We start from the raw sequence: 25,141 nt of genomic DNA, 5'->3' as shown, positions 1-25,141 counted from the left end.
AAACGAATGAAAGAAATATGAAAAAGTCTATTATTTTTCTGCTTGGTCTCGTCAGCGTACTTACTTTTTCCTGTACTTCGACCACCATTGTTGAAAAAGACGCTGAACTACAGACACTGTTGAAAAGCAGAAGTTTCACCGGCGATTTGGGGTTTTATATTATGCCTGAAAGCAATTACTATTCTCATCTACCAAATCAGGATCCTAATAATCCAGTCACAAGAGAAAAAGTGGTATTAGGAAACCTACTGTTTTTTGAAACAGGAATAGGTATGGATGCTAAACAGGAATTTGAAAAAGGAACATATTCTTGCAGCACTTGCCATGTTCCCGAAAAAGATTTCACAGCAGGTAGATTCCAGGGGATAGCGGATGGAGCCGTTGGGTTCGGAGAATTCGGTGAGGGCCGCGCCAAACATCCTTCTTACGACGGTACAGAAGTTGATGCTCAAGGTGCACGACCTCTTCCAACAATCAATTTGGCATATGTTAGAAATGCACTCTGGAATGGTTCGTTCGGTTCCTTCGGCATGAATGAAAATACAAGCGCAGTTTGGGGAGTCGCTGATTCATTAACAAAGATAAATTTTGAAGGTCGTGAAGGTTTGGAAGCAACGATCAATCGCGCTCTGACAGTACACCGCCAGGTTATCGACAAAGCCTTGATGGACAAGTTGGGTTATACAGACATGTTCAACCAGGCTTTTCCTGAAATTCCCGTCAGCGAAAGGTATACCAAGCAAACAGCAGCAAATGCCATCGCTGCATATTTTAGAACCATACTGACCAATGAGGCTCCTTTTCAAAGATGGCTCAAAGGTGATTTCGATGCTATGACTGATCTTCAAAAAGAAGGAGCGACATTATTTTTCGGGAAAGCCGGATGCGTTAATTGTCACAACAGCCCATCCCTGAATGGACAAAGATTTGCAGCAATAGGTGTCAAAAATCTTGACCAAAACGGTTATACTGTTTTCAAGACTAATGATGGCAGATCAAAAGGTCGCGCCTCGTTTACCTTAGATGAAAACGACCTCTATAAATTTAAAGTACCACAACTCTATAATTTGAAAAAAGTTGGATTCTATTTTCATGGTGCAAGCAAAACTTCTATGCGCGATGTAGTAGAATACTTCAATAACGGGGTTCATGAAAACCCACTCGTTCCTCAAGAAAAAATAGATGCTCGCTTTGTGCCTCTAGGGCTAAATTCCTCAGAATTGGACGCTCTCACAGAATTTATGGAAAACGGCTTGTATGATCCAAATATGTTGCGATACAAACCGGCTTCTGTAATGTCAGGTAATTGCTTTCCAAATAGCGACCCACAATCCAAAACGGACATGGGATGTAACTAAAAGCTCCAAAGAATTAATTCATATAGAAATGGTTTATCGAAGTCAAATTTGGTAAACCATTTTTCTTTTAATATTGATCCCTGCGGAATCCGTGATTAAAGCACTATGCTAGGGCTTAAATATGTAATCACAACGGGAAACTCTCGAGGAACAAAACCTTGGATTGATTAGCTTACAATCTCACTGAGAGACGACTTCATCATGATTATTGCTCCTGATCTGCATAATAAATGATTTTTTCACAAATCGACTGTTTTTATGGCTTGAACCCAAAAAAAACTTGCAAGACCAAGTTAGTATCGATTGTTTCAAGCTTTAAATGGTAAAAAAATCCAGAATAAATTTCTACTTACACACTTTAGGAGATATTGCTGAGTATATACTTCTTGTTACTGTCTTATCAACTTAGTATTGTACCACTGTCGTCCCTGAATATCTGATATACTGACGATATAAGTTCCGTGAGGTAGGTGTGAGGGAATATCCGCAATATAATGCACCCCTTCTGTGGCCTGAAATCTGCTGTGCAGTACCCTCTGTCCGTCCAGATTGACGATATTGAGATCCATCTCTTGGTTGAGCGCGGCGCGGCAGAGTATGGCCAGTCTGTCGGTCAACCCCGCCCCCCGCCCGGCGCCCCCCCGCCCCCGGGGGCCCCCCCCCCCGCCGCAGGGGAGCCCCCGCGCCCCCCCCGCCCCCCTAGCGCCACCACCCGCACCCCCCCCCCCCCCCCCACCCGCCCCCCCCCCCCCACCCCCCCCCCCAAAAACCCCCCAAAAAAAGCGAGCCCCGACCCCCGGGGGAACCCCCGGGGACCGAGGGGGCCCCCCGGGGGGGGGCGGGCCCCCCCCGCCCGGCCCGGCGCCGCCCCCACCCGCCGCGGGCGCGGACCCCCCCCCCCCGCCGGGCCGGGGCGCCCCGCCCCGCCCCCCGCCCGGGCCCCCGCGCCCCCCCCCCGCCCGGCCCCCCCCCCCCCCCCCCGGGGGCCGCGGCCCCCGCCCCCGCGGCCCGCGCCCCGCGGCCCCCCCCCCCCCCCCCCCGCCCCGGCCCCCCCCCCCCCCCCCCCCCCCCCGCCCGCCACCCCCACCCCCCCCCGCCCCCCCCGCCCCCCCCCCCCCCGCCCCCCCCCCCCCCCCCCCCCCCCCCCCCCCCCCCCCCCCCCGCCCCACCCCGCAACGAACCCCCCCCCCCCCCCCCCCCCCCCCCCCCCCCCCCCCCCCCCCCCCCCGGGCCCCCCCCCCGCCCCCCCCCCCGGCCGGCCCCCCCCCCCCGGGCCGGCCCCCGAGCGCCCCCCCCCCCCCCCCCCCCCCCCCCCCCCCCCCCGCCCGCCCACCCGCCGCCCCCACCCCCCCCCCCCCCCCCCCCCCCCCCCCCCACCCGGGGGGCGGGGACCCCCCCGCGCCCCGCCCCCCCCCCCCCCCCCCCCCCCCCCCCCCCCCGCCGGGGCACCCCCCCCCCCCCCACCCCCCCCCCCCCCCCCCCCCCCCCCCCCCCCCCCGCCCCCCCCCCCCGGGGGGGCCAGCGAGGGGGCGGGCCCCGGCGGGGACGCGGCCCGCGCGCGCGAGGGGGGGGGCCGCCCCCCGGCGGGGCGCCGGCCCCCCGGGGCCCAGGCCCCAGCCCGGCCGGGGCAACCCCCCGCCCCACCCCCCCCCCCCACCACCCCCCCCCCCCCCCCCCCCGCGCCCCCCGCCCCCCCGCGGGCGCGAAAGAAAAAGAGGGGGGGGCAGCCGCCCCCCCCGCCCCCCCCCCCCCCGCCCCCCCCCCCCCCCCCCCCCCCCCCCCCCGGCCCGCGCCGGCCCCCCCCCCCCCGCCCCGGGGCAGGCCCCGGGGGCCGGGGCACCCCCCCCCCCCGGCGGGGACCCCCCCCCCCCCCCCCCCGCCACCCCCCCCCCCCGCCCAACCCCCCCCCCCCGGCGGGGGGAAACCCCCCGCGGGCGGGGGGGGAAAAAACCTTTAGGAAAAACGCCACCCCCCCCACCCCCCCCCCCCCCCCGGCGCCACCGGCGGGGCGGGGGGGCACCCCCAGGGGGGGCGCCCGCCCGAAAGCGGGGGGGGCCGCCCGCGGCCCCCCCCCCCCCCCCCCCCCCAACGGCGCCCCGGCGGGCGCGGCCCCCCCCCGCCCCGCCAAAGGGGGGGCGGGCCGAGGGCCCCGCCACGGGCGGGCCCGCCCCCCCCCCGCCCCCCCCCCCCCCCCCCCCCCCCCCCCCCCCCCCCCCGCCCCCCCCCCCGGGGGCCCCGCCCCCCCCCGCCCCCCCCCCGGGAAACAAACCCCCCCCCGGCCCGGGGCCCGGGGGGGGAAACCCCCCCCCCCCCGCCCCGGCGGCGCCCGGGGGGGACGCCCCGCCCCCCCCCCCCCCCCCCCCCCCCCCCAACCCACCCCCCCCCCCCCCCGCCCCCCCCCCCCGCCCGGAGCCCCCCCCCCCCCCCCCCCCCCCCCCCCCGCCCCCCCCCCCCCCCCCCCCCCCCCCCCCCCCCCCCCCCCCGCCCGGCGCAAAAACCACCCCCCCCCCCCCCCCCCCCCCCCGGGGCCGGCCCAACCCCCCCCGCGGCCCCAACCCCCCGGCCCCCCGGCCCCGGGGGGGCCCCCCCCCCCCAAGGAAAAACCCCCCCCCCCCCCCCCCCCCCCCCCCCCCCCCCCCCCCCCCCCCCGGGCCCCCCCCTAAACAAAACCCACCCCCCCCCCCCCCCCCCCGGAAAACCCCCCCCCCCCCCCCGCTAACGAACCCAGCCCAAAAACACCCCCGCCCCCCCGCGCGGGGGGGGACGGGGCGGGCCCCGCCCCCCCCCCTCCCCGCCCCCCCCCCCCCCCCCCCCCCAAACAAAAACGGCCCCCCCCGGAAACCCCCCCCGGAAACCCCGCCCCCCCCCCCAAAACCCCGGGGGGGCGGGGGCGGGCCCCCCCCCCCCCCCCCTGCCCCCCAGAGGCGCAAAGGATTGGGGTATATGTCAAACGCTGTCTCTCTCCTCTGGTACACATCCTCCAGTCTGACTACTTTACCACATCCGGGGACCAAACATCCATCCGTGTCCAGATGGAGCAGCCAAGCCCTTGCAGTATTGGACTGTGAGTCTCCTACTCCTCCTGCTACTACCATCGTATTGTAGGGTGTGCATCTGATCTGATGGAAAGCCATCCCATATGTCCTCAGGCTGTCCCATCCTATGGGCAGATAGCGCCTCGTCCAGAGGCTATCTCCACGTTCAGACACCTTGTAGATCAATCCATAGTTGACATTGCCTTCAAAGCGATAATCATGGATGTCCCCGCAGGTCACGTAGCCGGATCCGTCTGACATTTTATCCCCATAACTTGTCCATTGATTTATATAAACTGTATCCTCGTAATGATCGTACATGGGCCTTATCCAGTACACTGTGTCGAACTCAGGGCTCATCCGCAGAGTCAGTGGTTTGCCAAATGAAAAATTATCACCAATTACCCAGTCAAAAGCTGAAATTACAAAACTACCGTCTGTATCTCTGAAAGTAGATTGATTATCCGCAATAGCAATTTTAATATTAAAGTTTCCAATCAAATCCTTTCTTTTTAGGACCTGCATATTACTGTCCAGTTTCAAATAGAATAAATTTCCTTTTCTTGTGGGTTCGTTTTTCCTAAACTCGCTAATCTGACCAACACATTCGATATTATTTTCGCTATCAGATGATACCCAGTAGTATGGAGTCAACGTACCGAGCTTGGGAATTTTGGATATTTTTTTTATATTCAATTTTAAATCAAATTCGTACACATAATAAGTGATATCCAAACCTTTGCTATGTTGAAATATCATCCGAAATCTATCTGAAACTATTCCTGACTTTGATACAGATACAAAATCGAGATCCCCGGGATCGGGTTGTGGAATCTTGTTTACAGATATGATTTTTAAATTTTTGATATCAATCATTAGCAAAACAACATCGGATCCATTCTGAGGTGAAATATTCAAACCCATTTGCAGAATATAAAGACTATCATTAATTTTTATCAATGGATCATTTGAAAATATAAATATTTTCTCAAAAACACTATCAGTAAGAATTTGACTCTTAAGCAAATTTCCATCGTAGTCAAAACGATTGATTTGCATCTTGACTATTTGTTTTCTCCCTGTGCTATCTTCCTCTGTCACTAAGGTACCTATGGTAAATATGCCCATGCTGTCAGGTACTATACCATTCAATAAACACTGTCCTCGCACCCCACCAAGATCGGGGAGTACAGAGAAAGTCTTCTGAGACCATAAAAGGATACAACAAAGACAAAGAGAAAGCAGGAGAATATATTTCATGCGGCGTCAATTACTATCAATATCTTATCAAGAGGCACAGGGTTTTTTAGTATAGCTCCTCAAATCTATCCTAAATATAGAATATAATTGGCAATTTGATCGATCCTCCTTAGTTTTTAATCCCTAAAACCGCAAAAACCGTTGATCGAATTACAAATGGATATTTTTTCTATAAATTAACGCTTCTACTCTATCCGGGGTGCCTGAATAAATCATGCAAGTACTGTTTCCCAATTATTGATTTTCCGGGAATAAGGGCCTGCTTTTACTCTATGAGATACTTCAGGGATACTTCATAGATATTTCTTTATAGATTTCTAGGAAAAACGCATGATAAATACCTGAGTATGTGTAAAATTGTCTGCTGAATTCAGCTAGCGCTTCAGGTCCTATCCGATAGCTCTAAAAAAAAAGTCATGAAATGAAATATTTTTGCACTCTATTGAATATTTCACATGGAATTAGAAATCATAAACATAGAGGAGCAACTGCTTATCGGCATTCATAAAGAGATGAGCTTGATGAATAACCTCACTCCACAGCTATGGCAAGCATTCAAGCCGAGACTTCAGGAAATAAAATCAAGGACTGACCATCTTTTAATTTCACTTCAAATCTATCCCGGGAATTACTTTACCGAATTCAATCCTGAACGCCACTTTCGAAAATGGGCAGCTGTTCAGACAAATTCAGACAGTGACGTACCAAAAGACCTGGAGTTGCTGCACTTAGTCGGGGGAGATTATGCGGTATTTCACTACAAAGGTCCACTCCATGATAAAAGTATCTTTCAGAAAATATTTACGGAATGGATCCCTCAATCGGCATTTGCTTTGGACAACAGACCCCATTTTGAAAGGTTTTCTGATGGATTAACTCTTCAGTCACCAGAATGGGAAGAAACGATATATGTACCCGTGATTAAAAAAGAATAATCTGGCAAACTTCCCCTCACTGGCAGGATACCCGGCAATCTAACTCAGTTTGCTTACAGGCGATTTAATTTAATTTCTTCTACAACTCCCGGATCCAATAGCGTAGAAGTATCGCCGAGTTGATTTAGCTCACCTTCGGCGATTTTCCTTAAAATACGTCGCATGATTTTTCCGCTGCGGGTTTTGGGAAGGCCTGTAACGAATTGAATTTTATCCGGTTTTGCTATTGGTCCGATCACCTTGCTGACAGTTTTAGCTATATCCTGCCGGGTGAGATTCTGATCATCCAGCAAACCTGTATAGATGACATATGCATAGATTCCTTGTCCTTTCACCTCATGTGGATAGCCGACCACTGCACTTTCTACCACACTATGGTGCATATTGATCGCATTTTCCAGTTCGGCAGTTCCAATTCTATGACCGCTGACATTGAGCACGTCATCGACCCTACCTGTAATTCGGAAATTGCCGTCATCATCCTTGAGTGCCCCGTCTCCGGTAAAATAGAGTCCCGGATAAGTCGCAAAGTAATTTTGTCTACAGCGATCGTGATCACCGTATGTTGTCCTTATAATTCCGGGCCAGGGTGCTTTGATACACAAATTTCCTTTGTAGTAACCATCCTGATCTTTTTCGGTGACCTCATTGCCCTTTTCATCTACCAAAATCGGCTGTACCCCAGGCAGTGGCAGGGTAGCCCAGCAGGCTTTGTGCGGCGTCACACCGGCGAGATTAGAGATCAGACAAGCTCCTGTCTCAGTCTGCCACCAAGTATCCACTACAGGACATCGAGACTTGCCGATATTTTCAAAATACCATTTCCATCCTTCCTCATTGATTGGTTCACCCACAGTCCCGATGAGTCTAAGACTAGACAAATCCTTGTCCGCGATCGGTTCCAGACCATATGCTATCAGACTCCGAATCGCTGTCGGTGCAGTATAAATGATATTTGCTTTGAACTTATCTACAATCTGCCATAAACGCCCCGCATCAGGCCAGGTAGGTATGCCCTCAAACATTAATGAACTGGCGCCGGCACTTAGGGGACCATACAAAATGTAAGTATGCCCTGTGATCCAACCAATGTCGGCTGTACAAAAATGGACTTCGCCCGGCTGGTATTGGAATACATTCACAAAAGTATAATTTGCCCACACCATATAACCCGCACAGCTGTGCACCACGCCTTTGGGCTTGCCGGTACTCCCTGAGGTATAAAGTATAAAGAGCGGATCTTCGGCATCCATCTCTGCCGCAGGGACAAAGCCATCACCTTGAATTTCAACTTTAGCAACTTCGTCGCTCCACCACACATCTCTTCCATTTATCATCGAAACAGGAGTTTTCGTCCTGGTCAAAACAATAACTTTCTTTACAAATGGGCACTGGGTCAGAGCTTCATCTATCACGGGTTTGAGAGGGATTTCTTTTGTCCCCCGGAATGCTCCATCACAAGTGACAATGTATTCGGCATAAGCATCTATTACCCTATCAGCGATACTCTGAGCACTAAAGCCACCAAAAATCACCGAGTGTATAGCTCCGATCCGGGCACAAGCCAATATGGCTATAGCCAGCTCTGGCACCATGCCCATGTAAATACAAACCCGATCACCCTTACGCACACCATTGTTGATCAATACTCGGGCAAACTGGTTTACCTTGTCATACAGTTCCTGATAACTCAGGATTCGATGTGCTTCGTTTGGATCGTTGGGCTCCCATATCAATGCAGCTGTATCAGCCATACCAGACAAGTGCCTGTCCAGACAGTTTTCTGTAATATTGAGCTTTGCACCGCCAAACCATTCTATCCTCGGCTCAGTAAAATTCCATTCCAAGATGCGATCCCACTTCTTCTTCCACTGGAAGTTCTCCGCAACTTCGGCCCAAAAAAGTTCCGGATGATCTACACTGCGACGATGAGCTTCCCGATAATTTTCAAGAGATAATATCTGATATGGATAAGACATATTGTTGAAATTGTATTGGCGAAATTAACTAGAATAAAATTGAAGCAGATTGAAAATATGGTCAAATAGTATAGCTGACTTTAAGCTAAAATTTCATTGATACTCTTTAATAACTCTCTTGTACTAAAGGGTTTGGTGACATAATGTACTGCATCGAGATCGTATGCCTTTCTGATGTCTGCAGGCCGCGTTTTTGCACTCATAAAAACCACCTTGATATGGCTTGTCACCGGATTTGATTTTATACTGCTACAAATGGCATATCCATCCACATCCGGCATCATGATGTCTAAAAGAACCAAGGCGGGCAGATGATCAGATATACTTTGCAATGCTTCGGTTCCATTGCGAGCGACAAAGACTTCATATCCATTCGTCTTCATTAAATAATCCAGCGACATCAGGATATAAGGATCATCATCGACTATCAATACTTTATGAGCTGTTTCAGACACTGAACTCATGTACTGATTCCTCCAAATTATTCATAGGTAAAGAAGAAAAATGAATGCATATACCCGATTAATTCAAATGCAATATCATCAGACTATATAGATATCCAAGCTTAATGTTTCTTTGTATCTGATGTTAAATAATGGATTTGTCTGTAGAAGCAGATTGTCAAGGTGAAAGCCCTTGATTTTATGCTCGCCTAGTCTCCATCCTGAATGGTGGAGTTGATGTAAAATTTGATATCTTATTCTTTCTATTCCTCGTTGTATCAATTTCATGTCTTAAATGGTCCAAAATTTTTTCATTATTTATAAGTCTATTCTAAACGCAAACCGGAATTGGTGTAGGTCACTTCAGTAATGATTTGGAACAAAGAAGAGGTTTTTAATGAATAGGAAAATTGTGCTATTTAATATTTGTATCCGGTATTTACCCAAGAATCCAGCACAAATGAAGCTTTGATTTATCCGCTTCCATTTGATTTCCTCAATTCTCAAAAAAATCCATTCTAAATCAATAAAAAACCAAGTCAGAAAAAAGTGACCCCATTTCTGGGGTCACGATGCACTAATCGATGGTCACGCATTTTGGACCTTATTTTATCTTATACTTCATAACATTTATCTTGCAATGATCAGTTTTTCGGTTTGCAATACACGCCCTTTATGGTCTGTGATCTGTATGACATAGCTACCTGTGTTCAGATCATCCAGACTCCAGAATACCTGATCATACTTCCTGTTATGATACGATCTACTGCATACCAATACTCCGTCTATCGTATAGAAATTCAAGTGTATGACTTCCTCTCCCTCATAATGTGATAGCAGGTAGAGTTGGTCAGATACCGGATTGGGATGAATCCGAAAAAAACGCTCCCTGTTCTTCTCCACTTGCTCAGAGGACGTAGTCTCGTTGCATCCAGGCACCAGACATCCCTCTTCGTCCAGATACATCATGTATGCCCTGATTTTACCGATCCGCTCATCATGGATGGAGCCTACCACCAGTATCCCGCCTCCGGGACTCTGAGCGATATGGTATGATGGTACAAATGATAAGCTGTCTCTCCTGGCATCTCCCGGGATGATCCGCTTGTACCAGAGGCTGTCTCCCACAGCACTGAACTTATACAATACGCAGTTTCCGGATAAAGTGTCAATATCGTGACCCAGCGCAATATACGCCGAGTCGTGATTGACCGGAATCATCGCCTGAAAATAATTTCTGGGTAATCGAAGATATGGCTCAGAGTACATTTTTAGCTCCCATCTCACAGTATCAAAATCCGGACTCGCTCTGACCGGATGAGGAAAAGCGTTATTACTATTGAGAATGTTTGTATCAATATTCTTGACCAGAAGTGTTGGTGTCATCACAAAGTCACCGTCTGACCTCTGGTGGATATATTTATTGGTATATATCCAGGTAGAAACAGGTACTGAGCTCGCGAGTCTTTTGTACCTAAGTATCTTGCCTACGCTATCACATTCAAGTCGCATTAATCTCCTGGTACCTACGAGGTCGGGGGCCTTTCCACTGCTACCAACGATAATGTAATCTTCTGCTTTTTTTTGAACAAAATCAGGCCATATATGTGTATAATTGGAATCTATTACTTTTATTCTTTTGATTAATTCCAGATTACTGTTCAATTCCAAAATTTCTATCTTATTGGTCTGGTCGAATGAAAAACTTGCAGCTATAAGTCTTTCATTCCTCATATCGTATCTCAGATCAGACAGCAATCCAATGTCATCGTTTTTGAAATAACAGGAGTTCACTATTTCTGCAGAGCGCAGATTGAGTTCTATGATATAATTTTCCAATTCACTCTGGTCATCAATGACCCTTCGGGTCATGAAATAAATGACACTGTCATTTTTGATGGCAAAAAAATCGCCTTTTGACATATTAAAATGTTTCTTGTATTTCTCATCCCACAGGGTGTCAAATGCGATTCGATAGCCCTCGTAGTCAAATATTGCCCTGAACGGTCGTATAGCAGCCCGTGCAGAGTCGATATAGTCTCCCAACACATAGATACTATCTCCTTGCGGTATCACAAAATAATGCTGACACTGTCCTTTGGGCTCGTGGTCGTAGATCTTGCTGAAGTACTGTGCATTCAGGTAGGAATGAAAAGATATAAGTATCAATATGAATGTGAAAAATTGCTTCATTTATGAGATTTGCTTAATGATTTTTTAAAAAGTGACCCCAGAAATGGGGTCACTTGTGCTAAAAGGATTAATTCAATACATTTTCACTATAGTTTGTATCTCGGATTTGCCCACTTCACCCAACTTATATCTGAGGTAATAAGTCCCTGATGATAACGAACTAATGTCCAAATCCTTGCCTTGAAAATTTTTTCGTTCAATCAGCACCCTTCCTTTGGCATCAATAAGTTCCAGATGCAAAACACTTAATACAGGATAACTGAGCTGAAGAACTCCACTCGTAGGATTGGGATAGATGATCAGGGATTTATCATTTGCAGATAGTTTAGTTTTTCCGGGAGACTGAAGCCCTCTCGATCGATTCTGGAGCAAAGGGTCTGATACCTGAATATCATATAGCAGATTGATCAAAGTACGGACACATGCCGTATAATCTCCAAAGCTGTCGTCACTAAGGTCTATCAGATGATTGAGTTGAACTGTATCAAGTCCAGCCAATGCTACTCCGTTTGCATGTAATGCTGAGAGGTAGTTGATGATACTCATCAATTGCAACTTGTCTGTCAGCACATTGATATCATCCGATGTTTGTACAGCAGCGATTGATGTTGCCTGCGTCCAGTCAGATGCCAATAATGCATTCATCATGGAGATATACAATGAGGCTTCAGTACCTGCTCTGTTCATCCAAGTCGTCATCGTCTGGATATCCGATGCTTGATGGATCGCTTGGAGGCCTTCGTTGACCACTTGACCCATCGCTACTTGCAAGTCCTCAATCTGGAGCAATAAAGCTGTATCCTGTGCGGATCCTTGATCGGACAGAGATGCTTGTAGAGCATTGATCTGCTGCCGGTATCCCGTCCAAGCTGCATCCAAAGCTTGCCAATCTACACTGATCTGATCTCCTCCACCGGTCGAACCACCTGGAGGATTTGAGCCCTGTAATGGAGCGGGTGGATAGGCACAAAGCACTGTATTTGAAATACTTTTATCTCCATAAAATTTGCTCAAATAATTAAAAATATAAGAAGGATCATTTGGTTTCTCCCAATTAGTTATACTAATCTCACTGCTCATAGTGGGAGGTACACCTGAAGCCGTCCATCGGTTACCGCTTGGTAGATCTTCATTTCCCCAATCCATAGGCGTCTTTGATGCATCTGATTCCACGGCAATTGATCCTTTCCAGGTATTGCATACAGCATCAGACAGAGCATTGTCCTTTGTCAGACAGATGATAGCTTCATTGATTTGGCTGGTAAAATAATTTTCGGAAATTTTGTTTGACTTTTGTACATTATTCAGCACCAGATCATCTTTAAAATGATTGTTATAATATGTTCCCAAGGCCACCCCAAAGGAACCAATTGTACAGTCAGCATAACTCTTCTTTACAACTACAGAGTTACACATGTTTTTTATGCCAAAATCGTAGCATGAGAGAAAGTCGCAATCGAATACACTAAGAGAGCCTCCAAGATCTTTAAAAATACCAATGTTAAAGTTTTTAAAAGTAGATTTATTTGTCGAGACCCTCCCGTTAATGGAGTTGATCCCAATAACACTCGTACTTTGTTCTACTATCTCAAAATTGGTATTATAAAGTGACACGCCTGACTTAATACAATGGATCTGATCTTTATAAATTTTAAGATGAAATATATCAGATGGCTTGTCAACTTTCAGGGTTGAATTGTTAATATTGAGATTGCCACTGCCACTTAGTTTAGCTATCCTACCATTATGCTCAAATGTAGAGTTCTCTACCAAAATATTGCCGAAATTTCTATTTCCGACTATTCCATTTTTTGAGTACTCGATTCTGGAACCGGATCTGATGATGAGATTGTTTCCTGAATAACCAGGTACTACCAAGCCAAAATTAAAGCCCGGACCAACAGAAACATCGCCCAAATAAATACCATCCCATGCTCCATTATTCACGAGAGTGGGACAATTGGGATTTGGTGCTTGCTTATCGCCTTTTGTAATGGTACAATTTTCGATAGTCAAAGTGACATTAGGAAGGATGATGATCCTTTGGCCTGGGCACATATGAATGACTAGGTTAGACCATTTTGTATTTTGACTTATCTCAATGTCAGCGCATGGAGGGTCGTTGTACAAGTCTTCACTGCAATCCAACTTGAGCTTAGAAACAAGTTCCAATCGGTTGTGCATTGCTACTTTTTGACAAGTAGAAAATTCATAAGGTGGACAAAAGTAATAACTCATCACATTGTGAAAAGGTACATGCCATGGCGTTGTGGCATCCATACATATGTCTTTTACATTAGCAGGAGGATTTTCATCACAATTTAATTTCGCATCCGGTAGTCCATCTGCAGGATTTACGTCTTGCGAAAGCGGATCAGCCGGTGTATCCATAATTTTATCACCCGTCGAATCCCAATTTGAACCATCTTTACATTCCCATGACAATGAGTTTGAGATAATCCCAACATCTCCCCCTCCATGGGTGTGGATAAGAGATAAAGTATGCCCTAATTCGTGTGCTGCAGTTTTAAAACTTAATAATCCGTCAAATCCTCCCAAATAAACATATGGATATTCAATAAACCGAGCATATGCTGCACCATTTCCCAACTCCTTTTGGAAAAAAAAGACGTTGATCGCATCGAAATCCCAAGCTAAATCAGGATCCGGATTAAAATTTATAGGTTCTCCGACTTTGTTTTTGAATATCACATCATTGGTGATAGAAGGTATAGCAGTTCTGTGCGGACAGTTACTTCCAAGCGAAAAGCGAATTTTAGAATCGCCAAATATCAAATTCACCTGTTCAATAAATTGCACAATTAACTCATCCGGAATGTCTTGCATCGGATTGTTCGTATTATTGATCAGATGTATCTGGATCTCTATACATTTGGCACTCAAACCTTCAAATGTTTCAAGGCAGTTTCCTGATCCTTGATTTGGTCCAGGGTCAGATGCCGAGGATGTAGTGCCACATTGGAAAGCCTGGCCACGAAGTGAAGAAGTGTTCGTTAATATCAATATTGCAACTAATGTAACATTGACTTTAAAAATAATTCCGATTTTTTTCATTTTTAATTTGTTTAAGGTTTTTGATAAAAATTCTTACAGCAAATGGTTATTAAACGAAAAATATCCTCTGCAACCGGAAACTATGAGGATGTATCAGCAAAATAATAATAACTTAAACAATGAATTCTAGGTGCTTGAAAAAATCTGCACATCTCCTGATGGCTGACCTCCATATTTTGATATTCAATTTTTAGATATACATATTAAACTCCTATGTTTAATATTGAATACCAATGTGTTGATCATTTTCACTAGTTCAGGCATCTTAGTCAACTATTGTTCCAAAACAAATATAGTGATATTTGTCAAATTTCATAATGTTTGTTGTTCAAAAATATAAATTTTCCTGAATTGAGGCATTTTTTCTTCAGGTATTATTTCAATGAACAAGTTCATTCAGTTTTCAAAGCGTTTTAATAAAAGGTAAGCTAAAAACATTTCGTCGGGCCAAACTTGATTGCTAAAACATGGATGAAGACGTCTGGAGCAATATTTATTCTCTCCTGACCATCATCAAACGGCTTCAAATTATGATGAGCATGCCGGTTGTTCCATTGCACAAAAAATGCAGGCAACAGAAAATATTTGCTAGACAAAAAAAAAATCTCAATTTCGCATTTGATATTTTGCTCATGTCCAATCAAACTATTTCGACTCATACTGACTTAAGTGCCTTTAAGTCCAGATTTCACATCCCCTTCAATTCAAAAGGTGAATACCGTTATTTTTGTGGAAATTCTCTGGGTCTACAGGTAAAAAGCACGCGAAATTTTGTTTTACAAGAGCTGGACGATTGGGCCCATCACGGTGTATTGGGGCATGAACAGGCGAAGTATCCTTGGGTACACTACCATGAATTTCTTACGGATCGTATGGCTGATGTTGTTGGTGCTTTAAGTTCAGAAGTGGTGGTAATGAATACACTCACCGTCAATCTGCATCTCATGATGGTCAGTTTTTACAGACCTACCAAAAAAAGATACAAAATCATCATGGAGGCAAGTGCTTTTCCTTCAGATCGATATGCGGTGGAGTCGCAGATTAGATTTCATGGTTTCGACCCTGCTGATGCACTGCTAATTCTTAAACCTTCTCCCGGAGAAACGATCATTTCAGATCAGGAAATCGCACATTTCATCAAAGTCAATGGAGAGGAGACAGCACTGATCTTGATTGGCTCTGTAAATTACTACAGCGGACAAGCTTATCCATTGGCAGACATAGTGCGCTGGGGACAAGCCCAGGGCTCAATGGTAGGATTTGATCTGGCGCATGGAGCTGGCAATCTGAGACTCAGACTTCACGATGATGGACCGGATTTTGCAGTTTGGTGCAGCTATAAATACCTCAACTCAGGTCCGGGGAGTCTGGCATCCTGCTTTGTCCATAGTAGACACCATGGGCAGTTTGACATACCTAGATTTGCAGGCTGGTGGGGCCACGATAAGGCCACTCGTTTCAAGATGTCGGACCAACTTCAGTTGATGCCGGGTGCTGAAGGCTGGCAACTCAGCAATCCGCCTATATTGCCAATGGCCTGCATGATGGCTAGTCTTGAAGTATTTGCAGAAGCAGGTATGGACCAACTCAGGAAAAGGTCACTCGAACTGTCCAATTATTTCCTTCACCGGATAAATGGCATAGCACATCCCGCCATTCAAATCATCACGCCTCAAGAAAACGAAAGAAAAGGTTGCCAGATTTCTCTCAGGATCAAAAATGCCGACAAGAGTCTTTACAACGAAATATCGGCTAAAAATATCATCGCCGATTGGAGAGAACCGGACGTCATTCGAGTAGCTCCGGTCCCGCTCTACAACGATGAATCCGATATAGATGCTTTTTGTGACGTGCTCAGAGAGAGCTTACTCTACGAAGGAAAGAGTAGCTGAATCACACTCTTGGATTAATTTTTGAAATAAAAGATGTACATGCCTGAACCTGCGTTTTTCTCATTTAGAAATAAATTTCTTATCGCACATACATCATATCTTAACAGATACCAATGAGGATATCTGCTTCATCCAAAGGAATTATTCGTCATGTCATTCCTTGTCCAAACAAGCAGTCACTATTTCTGTTAAACAATCGTAAGGCATTACTGCCCGCCATCAAAACTAAACCATATGTCAGTTCCCGTCATTATTGCTCCAGAGGCTAAGAGTTTCATACCCTACCCGATTGATACAGATTTTCCGGTTCAGAATTTACCATTGGGAATTTTTTCAACTCCTCATCTTTCACCAAGACCTTGCAGCATCATAGGTGACAAAATCATCCATCTGTTTGAACTGGCCAAAGATGGACATCTGGATATTCATTTTGGCAAACTCGACTGTTTGCAACACCGCCAACTCAATGGCGTTTTCGAATTTGGTAAAAGCTTTGTCAGAGCTATCCGCTCTCAATTGGCAGAACTTTTTGACATCAAAAACCTGGACAAACAGGAGAGCTTGAGCAAATATTTGATCCCTCTTGAAGAGGTCCAACTACATTTGCCAATACGAGTGGGTGACTACACAGATTTTTATAGCAGCCGAGAACATGCAACAAATGTTGGGATGATGTTCCGAGATCCGGCACATGCACTTTTTCCAAACTGGTTGCATTTGCCTGTAGCATATCATGGCCGATCTTCCTCTATTGTCGTTTCCGGAACTAATATACAACGTCCCTATGGACAGATAATTCCCGGCAAAGAAGAGATACCCATAACGGCACCCTCCCGCCAACTGGATTTTGAATTGGAGATGGCTTTTGTTATTGGAAAAGACACTCAGATGGGACAATCCATTCCCATAGATCAGGCTGAATCTTATATTCAAGGATTGGCATTATTTAATGATTGGTCTGCACGTGACATCCAACGATGGGAATACGTGCCACTGGGGCCATTTCTCGCTAAGAACTTTGCCTCGACCCTTGCCCCTTGGATCGTGGACCTGGACGCACTGCAGGCTTTTAAAGTAGAGGGACCGGAAACCAGCGTCGCACAACAATCTTATCTTCAACAAACCGGAAAAAACAATTATGACATCCAGCTCGAGGTAAGGCTCAATGGCGACCTGATCTGCACTTCAAACACTCGTTACCTGTATTGGAGCATGGCCCAACAACTGGCTCACCACACCATCAATGGTTGCAACATTCGCGTCGCTGATCTCTGTGCCAGCGGTACAATATCGGGTCCTGACCCGGGATCATACGGCAGTATGTTGGAACTATGCTGGAAAGGCAGCAAACCACTCCGATTGAGTAATGGATCTCTACGCTCATTTCTGGAAGACGGGGACGAACTTGAGATGACTGCTTTTGCACAGGCAGATGCTTACCGAATAGGTTTTGGCTCAGCCAAAGGGATCATCAGTCCGGCACAGCGTTGAGCAACGCTTCTGAAGCCATGCAAGGTACAATTCAAGAAAGCTGATCAGAATTCTCTGAATGGTGATATTTCATTCCAGTCTAAATTTATACTTTTACAAAAAATCATCTTGATGCAGAAGAAGCAGCCCTCATTACTTATTCTTGCAGCCGGTATGGGAAGCCGTTATGGTGGCTTGAAGCAACTTGATGCTTTTGGGCCTAATGGGGAGACCATCATAGATTATAGCATCTATGACGCACTTTTGGCCGGATTCAAAAAGATCACTTTTGTGATCAGGAAGAGTTTCAAAGACGATTTTATCAATCAGATCGGAGCCCGTTGGCAGGCCAAAGCGGACTTGCATTACGTGTTTCAGGAGATGGACATGCTCCCGGAACCTTTCACAGTGCCTGAATCAAGGACCAAACCCTGGGGAACCGGTCATGCCGTCTGGGTAGCAAAAGATGCGATCCAAGAGGCATTCGGAGTGATCAATGCAGATGATTACTATGGCAGAGAAGCTCTCTGCGAATTGTATACTTTTCTGAATGAATCGAAACCTGAGAGTTATGCTGTGGTCGCTTATGCACTCAGGAACACACTCTCAGAAAACGGAGCAGTAAACCGAGGCATTTGCAAAGTAATCAATAATAAACTCATGAGAGTAGATGAGTGTAAGGGTATTGAGACAAGCCCCGACAACGGTATCTACTATCCTGAGCAAGGCCAAATCCATCAATTAGATCCACAGACGCCTGTGTCAATGAATATGTGGGGCTTCCAATCCAATTATTTCGATTTCGCTTATGATTTTTTTAATGAATTTTTGAAAAAGAGAATTCATGAGAAAAACGCAGAATTTTATATACCTGAACTCATACAAGAGTTGATAGACAGCCAAAAGATCTCTGTAGATGTCATCGAATCTCCTTCAACCTGGTTTGGCGTAACATACAAAGAGGACAAAGAACACGTCCAACAATCATTTAACAAAATGATCCTTAATGGATATTATCCATCAATTATACACAATTAAACCTAATTTTATGAAACTCAAAATTCTATGTATTTGCATCCTTTTGACCAATTTATTGAGTGCACAATCCAAAATTCATTGTGGGAATGAGATCATGTACGACAGGTATCATTCAAAATATTCCCCAATCGAGAATGTCTACAAATCCCTCACTTCCGAATTTAAAAATTCGGCATTGCCGAGAGGAGGAGGAGTGTTAAAAATTCCAGTTGTGTTCCACGTATTGTGGCATCTGCAGAAACCTGAAGAGAATTTGTCAGATAAAATTTTAGAAAGACAAATTGAAATATTGAACGATGCTTTCCGTGCAAGAAATAGCGACATCGGTCAGTTGAGATCCATATTTCAAATGACTCCGGAAGATGCTGAAATTGAATTCTACATTGCAACAAAAAATACTGCGGGCCAAGCGCAAAAAGGTATCATTCACAAGCAAGTCACCAGAAAATTTGTAATGGATCTGTTTGGTTCCGGTATCAACATTGACATGAAATCCTCTCTCACAGGAGGAGATAATCCATGGGATGTGACAAAGTATTTGAACATCTGGACTGTTGACATGCCGATTGAATTTTTTGGAATGCAATCCATCGGAATCATCGGATTCGGAACTCCTCCCATGAATTTACCTAATTGGCCTCAAAATTCTCTCGATGGAATTGGAGCAGATGGTATCGTGATGCAATATCAATTCATCAGCGACAATAATCCTGCTGCCGAAAATTTGCCATCTGAATTTGATCCTTTCAAGCAAGGTAAATCTCTGGTACATGAATGTGGTCACTATCTTGGATTAAGACATATTTGGGCAGACAAAGGAGATGAGATAACCGGAGCTCCCGCTTGCGAAAACTCCAATGGTGTATTAGAAGATGACGGAATAGATGATACTCCATATTGTGGTTCCAGTTCAATTGATGACGGATGCGATCCTGAGAAAAATTCATGCGAATTTGAATTTCCCGTAGATTTTCCGGATATGTGGGAAAATTATATGGACTATTCTAATGATGCCTGTCAAGTTCTTTTTACTCCTAAACAAGTTGATTTTATGAGAATGGTCATCATGAATCACCGGAGCGAATTGGTCACCTGGGACGTTGTAGCTACTGAAGATAGCAATCCGGAAAAAATTTCTATTGATCATAACAGAATGGACAGAACCATCCGATTTCAATTTCCTCAACTACTACAATATGAAAGCTTAAAATATTCTCTCCGCGATGCTTGTGGCAATTTAGTTTTCGATGATCAACGACAAATTTCCACAACAGAAGGGATGATTCAACTCCCTCAGATTTTATCCGGGATTTATTTTTTCTCTTTGAGTGACAGCAAACATCAAATCACAAAAAAAATAATAGTCCAATGATCCATTGAAATGGATTTGTATTTCTTGCACAAATCAGGATGTAAATTTTAGGAATTCAATGACGGATATTAATCCAAATGAAATCATGCTATAGGATTGACATGCTTATCCTTTTTTTTGATCCAGATTTGTGCAAGAAAATAAGTGGCAAGTCCTACCATAAATCCGAGGAGCCAACCAACAACCACATCTATCGGATAATGTACCCCTACATAGACTTGAGCAAATCCCACGATCAAAGCCCAGACGTACAACATCCACTTCAGTCGTTTTTGTTTTGAAGCAAAACTGAGTCCAATAAAATTGGCTATCGCCATATGATTTGTAGCATGTGAAGAGGGAAAGCTATATCCTCCACTGCAATTGATCAGTGTAAAATATTCATCCTTGATACTTAGATCTCTGCAAGGACGGACTCTTTTGACTTTATTTTTTAAAACATTAGAACTCAGTTGGTCTGAAAGCGTTACGGTCAAAATAATCATCAGTATCCATCGCCAGGAATCCTTTCCGCTGATCTGAACCAAATAAACAACTAATCCGAGATATAAGGGCAACCAAAACAATTTATCTCGACACAATGGCAGAATACTGTCCAGAAAAGTAGTACGTCCTTCTGTCACTATCCACTCAAAAATTTGCTTATCCAATTGTATCCATTCCATGCATTCTTTATTTATCGGCCCGCCTCTCTTCTGAGATCAGATTAGCCTATGCAAATCTAATGATCTGAGCATCATCAGCCAAGTTCTGATTTTTTTATCATCCCGGAGACTTATTTTTGCACGAAAACGTAGAGATGAGTTTGATTGCTTCAGTTTCAGGTATACGAGGGACTATAGGTGGTGAACCGGGCTATAATCTGACACCTTTAGATGTCGTAAGGTTTTCTGCTGCCTATGCGTCCAGTGTTTTGAGCAAACATCCACAAGCCAAAATAATCGTCGGACGCGATGGTAGAATATCAGGTTCAATAGTTTCCGCATTGGTAGTCAGTACACTTCAAAGTATGGGTATTCATGTCATCGATGCAGGTTGGAGCACTACACCTTCAATAGAAATGGCTGTACCACATTATCATGCTCAAGGTGGAATTATCTTGACAGCAAGCCACAATCCAAAAGAATGGAATGCGCTGAAATTGCTGAATGAAAAAGGCGAATTTATTTCAGCTGAAGAAGGAAACCACATTATACAGGCAGTCCATAAAGCTCAATTTGACTTTGCTCAAATAGATAAATTAGGATCTCTATCAGAAGTTTCTGATACAATAGATATACATATAGATCAAATACTGAAATTGGATTTTATTCCGCTTCAAAAAATTAAAACAAAAAAATACAAAGTTGTGGTGGATTGTATCAATTCTACCGGTGCCATAGCTATCCCAAAACTACTTGAAAAACTCAATTGCGAATTCAGTTTGATCAATGCCGAAATCACAGGTGATTTTGCCCACAATCCGGAACCATTGCCTCAGCATTTGTCCGCACTCATGGAAAGAACAGCACAATCGGGAGATCTCGGCATTGCAATAGATCCTGATGTAGACAGGCTTGCCCTGGTAGATGAAAATGGAAATTATTTTGGAGAAGAATATACCTTGGTTGCTGCTGCCGATTTTATTTTGTCAAAACATAAAGGACACACAGTATCCAATCTATCTTCCAGTTTGGCTTTAAAACACCTCACAGAAAATAAATATGGTTGCACTTATTCTGCATCCCCGGTCGGAGAAGTTCATGTCGTGACTGAAATGAAAAAACACAATGCTGTCATAGGTGGTGAGGGCAATGGAGGCATCATACTTCCAGATTTGCATTATGGCAGAGACAGTCTTGTTGGAATAGTATTGATATTGTCGCTCATGGCAGAAAGAGAAATGACACTTTCTGAACTGAAGAAAACTTATCCGGTATTTGAAATGTGTAAAGACAAAATGGAAATTCCCTCACAAGTTGCATTTGCCGATATTATTTCAAATCTTACGCCACATTATCAAAATGCTGATTTTATCACCAACGATGGATTGAAATTAGTTTTTCCGGATTCCTGGATACATATTCGAAAATCAAACACAGAACCAATCATCAGAATTTACAGCGAAGCAAAAACTTTACATGAGGCAGAATCATTGATTTCCTCACTTAAAAAACAGCTCAAAAATCTATGACAGATCGCAAACGAATTTATTTGGATCATGCAGCAACAACTCCGCTAGATGATCGAATAGCTGCAGATCTACAAAATATTGCCTTTAAATTTTTTGGCAATCCATCCTCCATACATACTGAGGGTGTGTCTGCCAGAGATTTACTGGAGTCAAGTCGTCGTATGATCAGCAATTTATTTCATTGCACTACAAGTCAGATCATTTTTACATCGTGTGGTACAGAAAGCAATAATACCATCTTTCAATCAGCAATTCATGATCTCGGAATCGAACATATTCTGACCACCGATATAGAACATCCTTCTGTCATACAAACCGCGCTTTACTATTCCAATCAGCAAAAAATAAAACTACATATTCTTCCCGTGGATGAATTTGGATTGGTGAGCATGGATATCCTGGAAGAAAAACTAAAAGCCATAAAAGGGAAATGTCTCGTCTCTCTGATGCATGTTCACAACGAAATCGGCTCAACACATCCTCTGAATACCATTTCAGAAATCTGTAAAAATCATCAGGCTTTTTTTCATTCAGATACAGTGCAAGGTATCGGTATATATGATTACCATTTGGATTCACTGGGAGTAGACTTTATAAGCGCCTCAGCACACAAATTCAATGCCCTGAAAGGAGTTGGATTTTTGTTTGCCAGAACTCCGGCAGCCATACATTGTATGATGCATGGAGGAGGCCAGGAAAGGGATAAACGATCGGGAACAGAAAATCTACTCGGGATCTCTGCCATGACACAAGCATTGGAATACAAGTACCAATCCCGCGTAGACGACTTTCAATATATAGATGAACTGCATCAATATATGAGGAAAAAATTAGTGGATCTGGATCTCGGAATTGAAATCAATACGCCTCAAAAAAATTACTGCCCAAAAATTCTCAATTTCCAGATACCTGAATATCGCGGCAGTGATATGCTGTTGATCAATCTAGATATTGCAGGCATTGCGGCATCAGGAGGGAGTGCTTGTTCTTCAGGAGCTGAAAAACCTTCCGGTGTCATTTCCAAATTAAAACCCCTGACAAAAGGACGATCGGTCCGTTTTTCTTTTTCTACAAAAAACACAAAAGAAGAATTGGATTATTGCCTGTATACCTTGGACAAGCTAATTAAAAAGAAATATTAAATAAGAAACTTTTTTATTTGAGTAAGAGATTTAATTTTTAATCGAATTAAATTTCTCTCAACTCTTGCCGTGTATATAAACAAAATATAATGCGGCTAGTACTGCGCCTAGAAGCTCACCTACCAGATATAACCACAAATCTTTGAATCCAATCACTCCGCTAGCCACGCATGATAAAGCTATTGCAGGATTCAATGCGACTACAGCTATGCTCCCCATTGCAATAATAATCGCCGCCTGAGTCAATCCTACGGCTATGCCATAAAAAGAATTTCCGGCAGTATCTTTTGAACCAACAACATTAAACAACACATATACGATAGCGAAACTCCCAAGCATTTCTCCCATCATCATCTGTGGCACTTTCATTCCAACGTCAACCGATTTTGCAACACCAAGAAAAAAAGTAGAAACCATCAGTCCTGCAAGTAAAGCACCTACCAATTGCACTAAAATATATCCCGGTACTTCTGCTACAGATATCTTACCACGGATCAACGCAGCCAGTGTCACGGCAGGATTGTAATGCGCTCCAGAAACATGTCCTCCCGCATAAATCATTCCCATGAGGGCAAGTCCTATGACTATTCCGCTAACTTGTCCGAGATTACTGTTGTAACACAGACATGCTACAAAACAAATAAAAAAACTACCTATTAATTCAGCTATCAGTTTTTTCATGCAAATTCCAAGTTTTAGTGAACAATGTTCTCTATTTTAATCTTACACAAAATAAAAAAAAATTGGCTACATCTTCGCATAAAACATATATAAATTTTTGCATAAGTCTTGCGAAGTATGGCAGAGGTCGTGTTTCTCCAAATCCGGAGGTTGGCTGTGCTATCGTAGCCGACGATCGTATCATAGGCCATTCTTACCACAAACACTTCGGAGGACCCCATGCTGAAATCAATGCTTTGCTTTCAGTCAAAGAAAAAGACAAGACCTTACTTCCAAAATCAACTATTTATATCAGCCTTGAACCCTGCAATCACTGGGGCAAAACTGGTCCTTGTACCCAAGCAATACTGGACTCTGGAATCCCCCATGTTGTGTTTGGGTGCTATGATCCCAATCCGCTTATGTCCGGAAAGTCAGTTGAATTTTTGCAAAGTCAAGGCATTAAAGTCACCGGCCCTGTAAATGAAACGGAGTGTTTACAATCATGCAAACCCTTCGTCGTCAACCAACAAGTTAAAAGACCTTATGTCATTTTGAAATGGGCAGAATCAATGGACGGTTTTGTTAGTGCTAAAGGTCAAAGGACAAAAATCAGTAACATATTTTCTGACATCCTTGTGCACAGATGGCGCTCGGAAGTTGATGCAATAGCCGTTGGAAGGAATACTTTTTTTACTGATCTACCGGAACTGACGACCAGATTGGTCCCAGGAAAAAACCCAAAGCCTATCGTTTTTTCAAATCACCCTGAAGACAGAAACATGCTCAATGACGCTGGAAAATCGAATTTTAGTCTGAGCATTGATTTTTCACAAGGAAAAATCGTGAACATCCTTCAATTGCTCCAAAATATATACGCTGAAGGTCTTGGAATTTTACTTGTAGAAGGCGGGCCTAAAACAATACAGACTTTTATCAACTCCCAATTGTGGGATGAAGCCAGAGTCATTCGATCGCCTCTTTTGCTCCATACCGGAGTCGCGGCCCCGACTCTAAAGGGCAAACTATCCAATAAGATCAAGCTTTCCGGCGATGAAATCAATATTATCAGACCGATATAGTTAAATTTCTTTTAAACCTGTTTGCTTTCTCCTG

General features: G+C 45.1%; 18 protein-coding genes. 11 read left to right on the top strand and 7 right to left on the bottom strand.

Annotation, left to right across the window (positions count from 1 at the left end):
- The first annotated feature begins 17 nt into the window (after positions 1–17).
- Positions 18–1,358, top strand: coding sequence for a hypothetical protein (locus IPI99_08185; GenBank protein MBK7340492.1), 1,341 nt, complete (start codon positions 18–20; stop codon positions 1,356–1,358).
- Positions 1,359–1,747: 389 nt separating this feature from the next.
- Here the strand turns inward: IPI99_08185 and IPI99_08180 are convergent, their stop codons facing one another.
- The gene (locus IPI99_08180) at positions 1,748–1,975 is read right to left on the bottom strand and encodes a T9SS type A sorting domain-containing protein (protein ID MBK7340491.1); all 228 of its coding nucleotides are present in this window, start codon (positions 1,973–1,975) and stop codon (positions 1,748–1,750) included.
- A gap of 2,326 nt (positions 1,976–4,301) precedes the next feature.
- Between IPI99_08180 and IPI99_08175 the strand changes: the two genes are divergently transcribed.
- The 3 genes from IPI99_08175 to IPI99_08165 all read left to right on the top strand — a co-directional run bounded on the left by IPI99_08175 (position 4,302) and on the right by IPI99_08165 (position 6,588).
- A complete protein-coding gene (locus tag IPI99_08175; GenBank protein MBK7340490.1) occupies positions 4,302–4,463 on the top strand; it encodes a hypothetical protein in 162 nt (53 codons plus the stop codon).
- Positions 4,464–4,480: 17 nt separating this feature from the next.
- Positions 4,481–4,651, top strand: a complete 171-nt coding sequence (locus IPI99_08170) for a hypothetical protein (GenBank protein MBK7340489.1) — start codon at positions 4,481–4,483, stop codon at positions 4,649–4,651.
- Between the two features lie 1,457 nt (positions 4,652–6,108).
- Complete coding sequence (locus tag IPI99_08165; protein MBK7340488.1) at positions 6,109–6,588, top strand: GyrI-like domain-containing protein; 480 nt, start codon at positions 6,109–6,111, stop codon at positions 6,586–6,588.
- A gap of 53 nt (positions 6,589–6,641) precedes the next feature.
- Here the strand turns inward: IPI99_08165 and acs are convergent, their stop codons facing one another.
- The 4 genes from acs to IPI99_08145 all read right to left on the bottom strand — a co-directional run bounded on the left by acs (position 6,642) and on the right by IPI99_08145 (position 14,278).
- The gene (acs, locus tag IPI99_08160) at positions 6,642–8,567 is read right to left on the bottom strand and encodes an acetate--CoA ligase (GenBank protein ID MBK7340487.1); all 1,926 of its coding nucleotides are present in this window, start codon (positions 8,565–8,567) and stop codon (positions 6,642–6,644) included.
- 80 nt (positions 8,568–8,647) lie between these two features.
- Complete coding sequence (locus IPI99_08155) at positions 8,648–9,031, bottom strand: response regulator (protein MBK7340486.1); 384 nt, start codon at positions 9,029–9,031, stop codon at positions 8,648–8,650.
- Between the two features lie 609 nt (positions 9,032–9,640).
- Positions 9,641–11,203 (bottom strand): T9SS type A sorting domain-containing protein, encoded by a 1,563-nt coding sequence (locus tag IPI99_08150; protein MBK7340485.1) that lies wholly within the window; start codon positions 11,201–11,203, stop codon positions 9,641–9,643.
- Between the two features lie 72 nt (positions 11,204–11,275).
- Positions 11,276–14,278: a T9SS type A sorting domain-containing protein gene (locus tag IPI99_08145; GenBank protein ID MBK7340484.1), complete on the bottom strand. Its 3,003-nt coding sequence runs from the start codon at positions 14,276–14,278 to the stop codon at positions 11,276–11,278.
- A gap of 632 nt (positions 14,279–14,910) precedes the next feature.
- On the opposite strand from IPI99_08145, the gene kynU reads away from it, so the two are divergent.
- From kynU to IPI99_08125, 4 genes are all read left to right on the top strand, one after another.
- The gene (gene kynU / locus IPI99_08140) at positions 14,911–16,170 is read left to right on the top strand and encodes a kynureninase (protein MBK7340483.1); all 1,260 of its coding nucleotides are present in this window, start codon (positions 14,911–14,913) and stop codon (positions 16,168–16,170) included.
- Between the two features lie 234 nt (positions 16,171–16,404).
- Positions 16,405–17,661, top strand: coding sequence for a fumarylacetoacetase (gene fahA / locus IPI99_08135; protein ID MBK7340482.1), 1,257 nt, complete (start codon positions 16,405–16,407; stop codon positions 17,659–17,661).
- Between the two features lie 111 nt (positions 17,662–17,772).
- Positions 17,773–18,678 carry a nucleotidyltransferase gene (locus IPI99_08130; protein MBK7340481.1) on the top strand — a complete coding sequence of 302 codons (906 nt, stop codon included), beginning with the start codon at positions 17,773–17,775 and terminating at the stop codon, positions 18,676–18,678.
- Positions 18,679–18,688: 10 nt separating this feature from the next.
- Positions 18,689–20,050: a T9SS type A sorting domain-containing protein gene (locus IPI99_08125; GenBank protein ID MBK7340480.1), complete on the top strand. Its 1,362-nt coding sequence runs from the start codon at positions 18,689–18,691 to the stop codon at positions 20,048–20,050.
- An 83-nt stretch (positions 20,051–20,133) separates the two neighbouring features.
- On the opposite strand, the gene IPI99_08120 is transcribed toward IPI99_08125, so the two are convergent.
- On the bottom strand, positions 20,134–20,715 hold the full coding sequence (locus tag IPI99_08120) for a phosphatase PAP2 family protein (GenBank protein MBK7340479.1): 582 nt from the start codon (positions 20,713–20,715) through the stop codon (positions 20,134–20,136).
- A 134-nt stretch (positions 20,716–20,849) separates the two neighbouring features.
- Here IPI99_08120 and glmM point away from each other — a divergent pair, with 134 nt between their 5' ends.
- Together glmM and IPI99_08110 are read left to right on the top strand one after the other, a co-directional pair.
- Positions 20,850–22,223 carry a phosphoglucosamine mutase gene (glmM, locus tag IPI99_08115; GenBank protein MBK7340478.1) on the top strand — a complete coding sequence of 458 codons (1,374 nt, stop codon included), beginning with the start codon at positions 20,850–20,852 and terminating at the stop codon, positions 22,221–22,223.
- Positions 22,220–23,365 carry a cysteine desulfurase gene (locus IPI99_08110; protein ID MBK7340477.1) on the top strand — a complete coding sequence of 382 codons (1,146 nt, stop codon included), beginning with the start codon at positions 22,220–22,222 and terminating at the stop codon, positions 23,363–23,365. Before glmM ends, IPI99_08110 begins: the two co-directional genes overlap by 4 nt.
- Before the next feature lie 57 nt (positions 23,366–23,422).
- Here IPI99_08110 and IPI99_08105 read toward each other — a convergent pair whose 3' ends face one another.
- A complete protein-coding gene (locus tag IPI99_08105; protein MBK7340476.1) occupies positions 23,423–24,046 on the bottom strand; it encodes an aquaporin in 624 nt (207 codons plus the stop codon).
- Positions 24,047–24,108: 62 nt separating this feature from the next.
- Between IPI99_08105 and ribD the strand changes: the two genes are divergently transcribed.
- Positions 24,109–25,107, top strand: coding sequence for a bifunctional diaminohydroxyphosphoribosylaminopyrimidine deaminase/5-amino-6-(5-phosphoribosylamino)uracil reductase RibD (gene ribD, locus IPI99_08100; GenBank protein ID MBK7340475.1), 999 nt, complete (start codon positions 24,109–24,111; stop codon positions 25,105–25,107).
- Positions 25,108–25,141: the final 34 nt, after the last annotated feature.

This window comes from Saprospiraceae bacterium (assembly GCA_016710235.1).
GTDB lineage: Bacteria > Bacteroidota > Bacteroidia > Chitinophagales > Saprospiraceae > Vicinibacter.
Note: the sequence above shows the minus strand (reverse complement) of the source record. Positions and strands in the feature narration are given on the sequence as shown.

Excerpts from the sequence above, each read along its gene's own strand:
- IPI99_08145 (MBK7340484.1), bottom strand. The coding sequence starts at position 14,278 with ATGAAAAAAATCGGAATTATTTTTAAAGTCAATGTTACATTAGTTGCA.
- IPI99_08150 (MBK7340485.1), bottom strand. The coding sequence starts at position 11,203 with ATGAAGCAATTTTTCACATTCATATTGATACTTATATCTTTTCATTCC.
- acs (MBK7340487.1), bottom strand. The coding sequence starts at position 8,567 with ATGTCTTATCCATATCAGATATTATCTCTTGAAAATTATCGGGAAGCT.
- glmM (MBK7340478.1), top strand. The coding sequence starts at position 20,850 with ATGAGTTTGATTGCTTCAGTTTCAGGTATACGAGGGACTATAGGTGGT.
- IPI99_08125 (MBK7340480.1), top strand. The coding sequence starts at position 18,689 with ATGAAACTCAAAATTCTATGTATTTGCATCCTTTTGACCAATTTATTG.
- IPI99_08170 (MBK7340489.1), top strand. The coding sequence starts at position 4,481 with ATGGAAAGCCATCCCATATGTCCTCAGGCTGTCCCATCCTATGGGCAG.
- fahA (MBK7340482.1), top strand. The coding sequence starts at position 16,405 with ATGTCAGTTCCCGTCATTATTGCTCCAGAGGCTAAGAGTTTCATACCC.
- kynU (MBK7340483.1), top strand. The coding sequence starts at position 14,911 with ATGTCCAATCAAACTATTTCGACTCATACTGACTTAAGTGCCTTTAAG.
- IPI99_08120 (MBK7340479.1), bottom strand. The coding sequence starts at position 20,715 with ATGGAATGGATACAATTGGATAAGCAAATTTTTGAGTGGATAGTGACA.
- IPI99_08155 (MBK7340486.1), bottom strand. The coding sequence starts at position 9,031 with ATGAGTTCAGTGTCTGAAACAGCTCATAAAGTATTGATAGTCGATGAT.
- IPI99_08110 (MBK7340477.1), top strand. The coding sequence starts at position 22,220 with ATGACAGATCGCAAACGAATTTATTTGGATCATGCAGCAACAACTCCG.
- IPI99_08130 (MBK7340481.1), top strand. The coding sequence starts at position 17,773 with ATGCAGAAGAAGCAGCCCTCATTACTTATTCTTGCAGCCGGTATGGGA.
- IPI99_08165 (MBK7340488.1), top strand. The coding sequence starts at position 6,109 with ATGGAATTAGAAATCATAAACATAGAGGAGCAACTGCTTATCGGCATT.
- IPI99_08105 (MBK7340476.1), bottom strand. The coding sequence starts at position 24,046 with ATGAAAAAACTGATAGCTGAATTAATAGGTAGTTTTTTTATTTGTTTT.
- IPI99_08175 (MBK7340490.1), top strand. The coding sequence starts at position 4,302 with ATGTCAAACGCTGTCTCTCTCCTCTGGTACACATCCTCCAGTCTGACT.
- IPI99_08185 (MBK7340492.1), top strand. The coding sequence starts at position 18 with ATGAAAAAGTCTATTATTTTTCTGCTTGGTCTCGTCAGCGTACTTACT.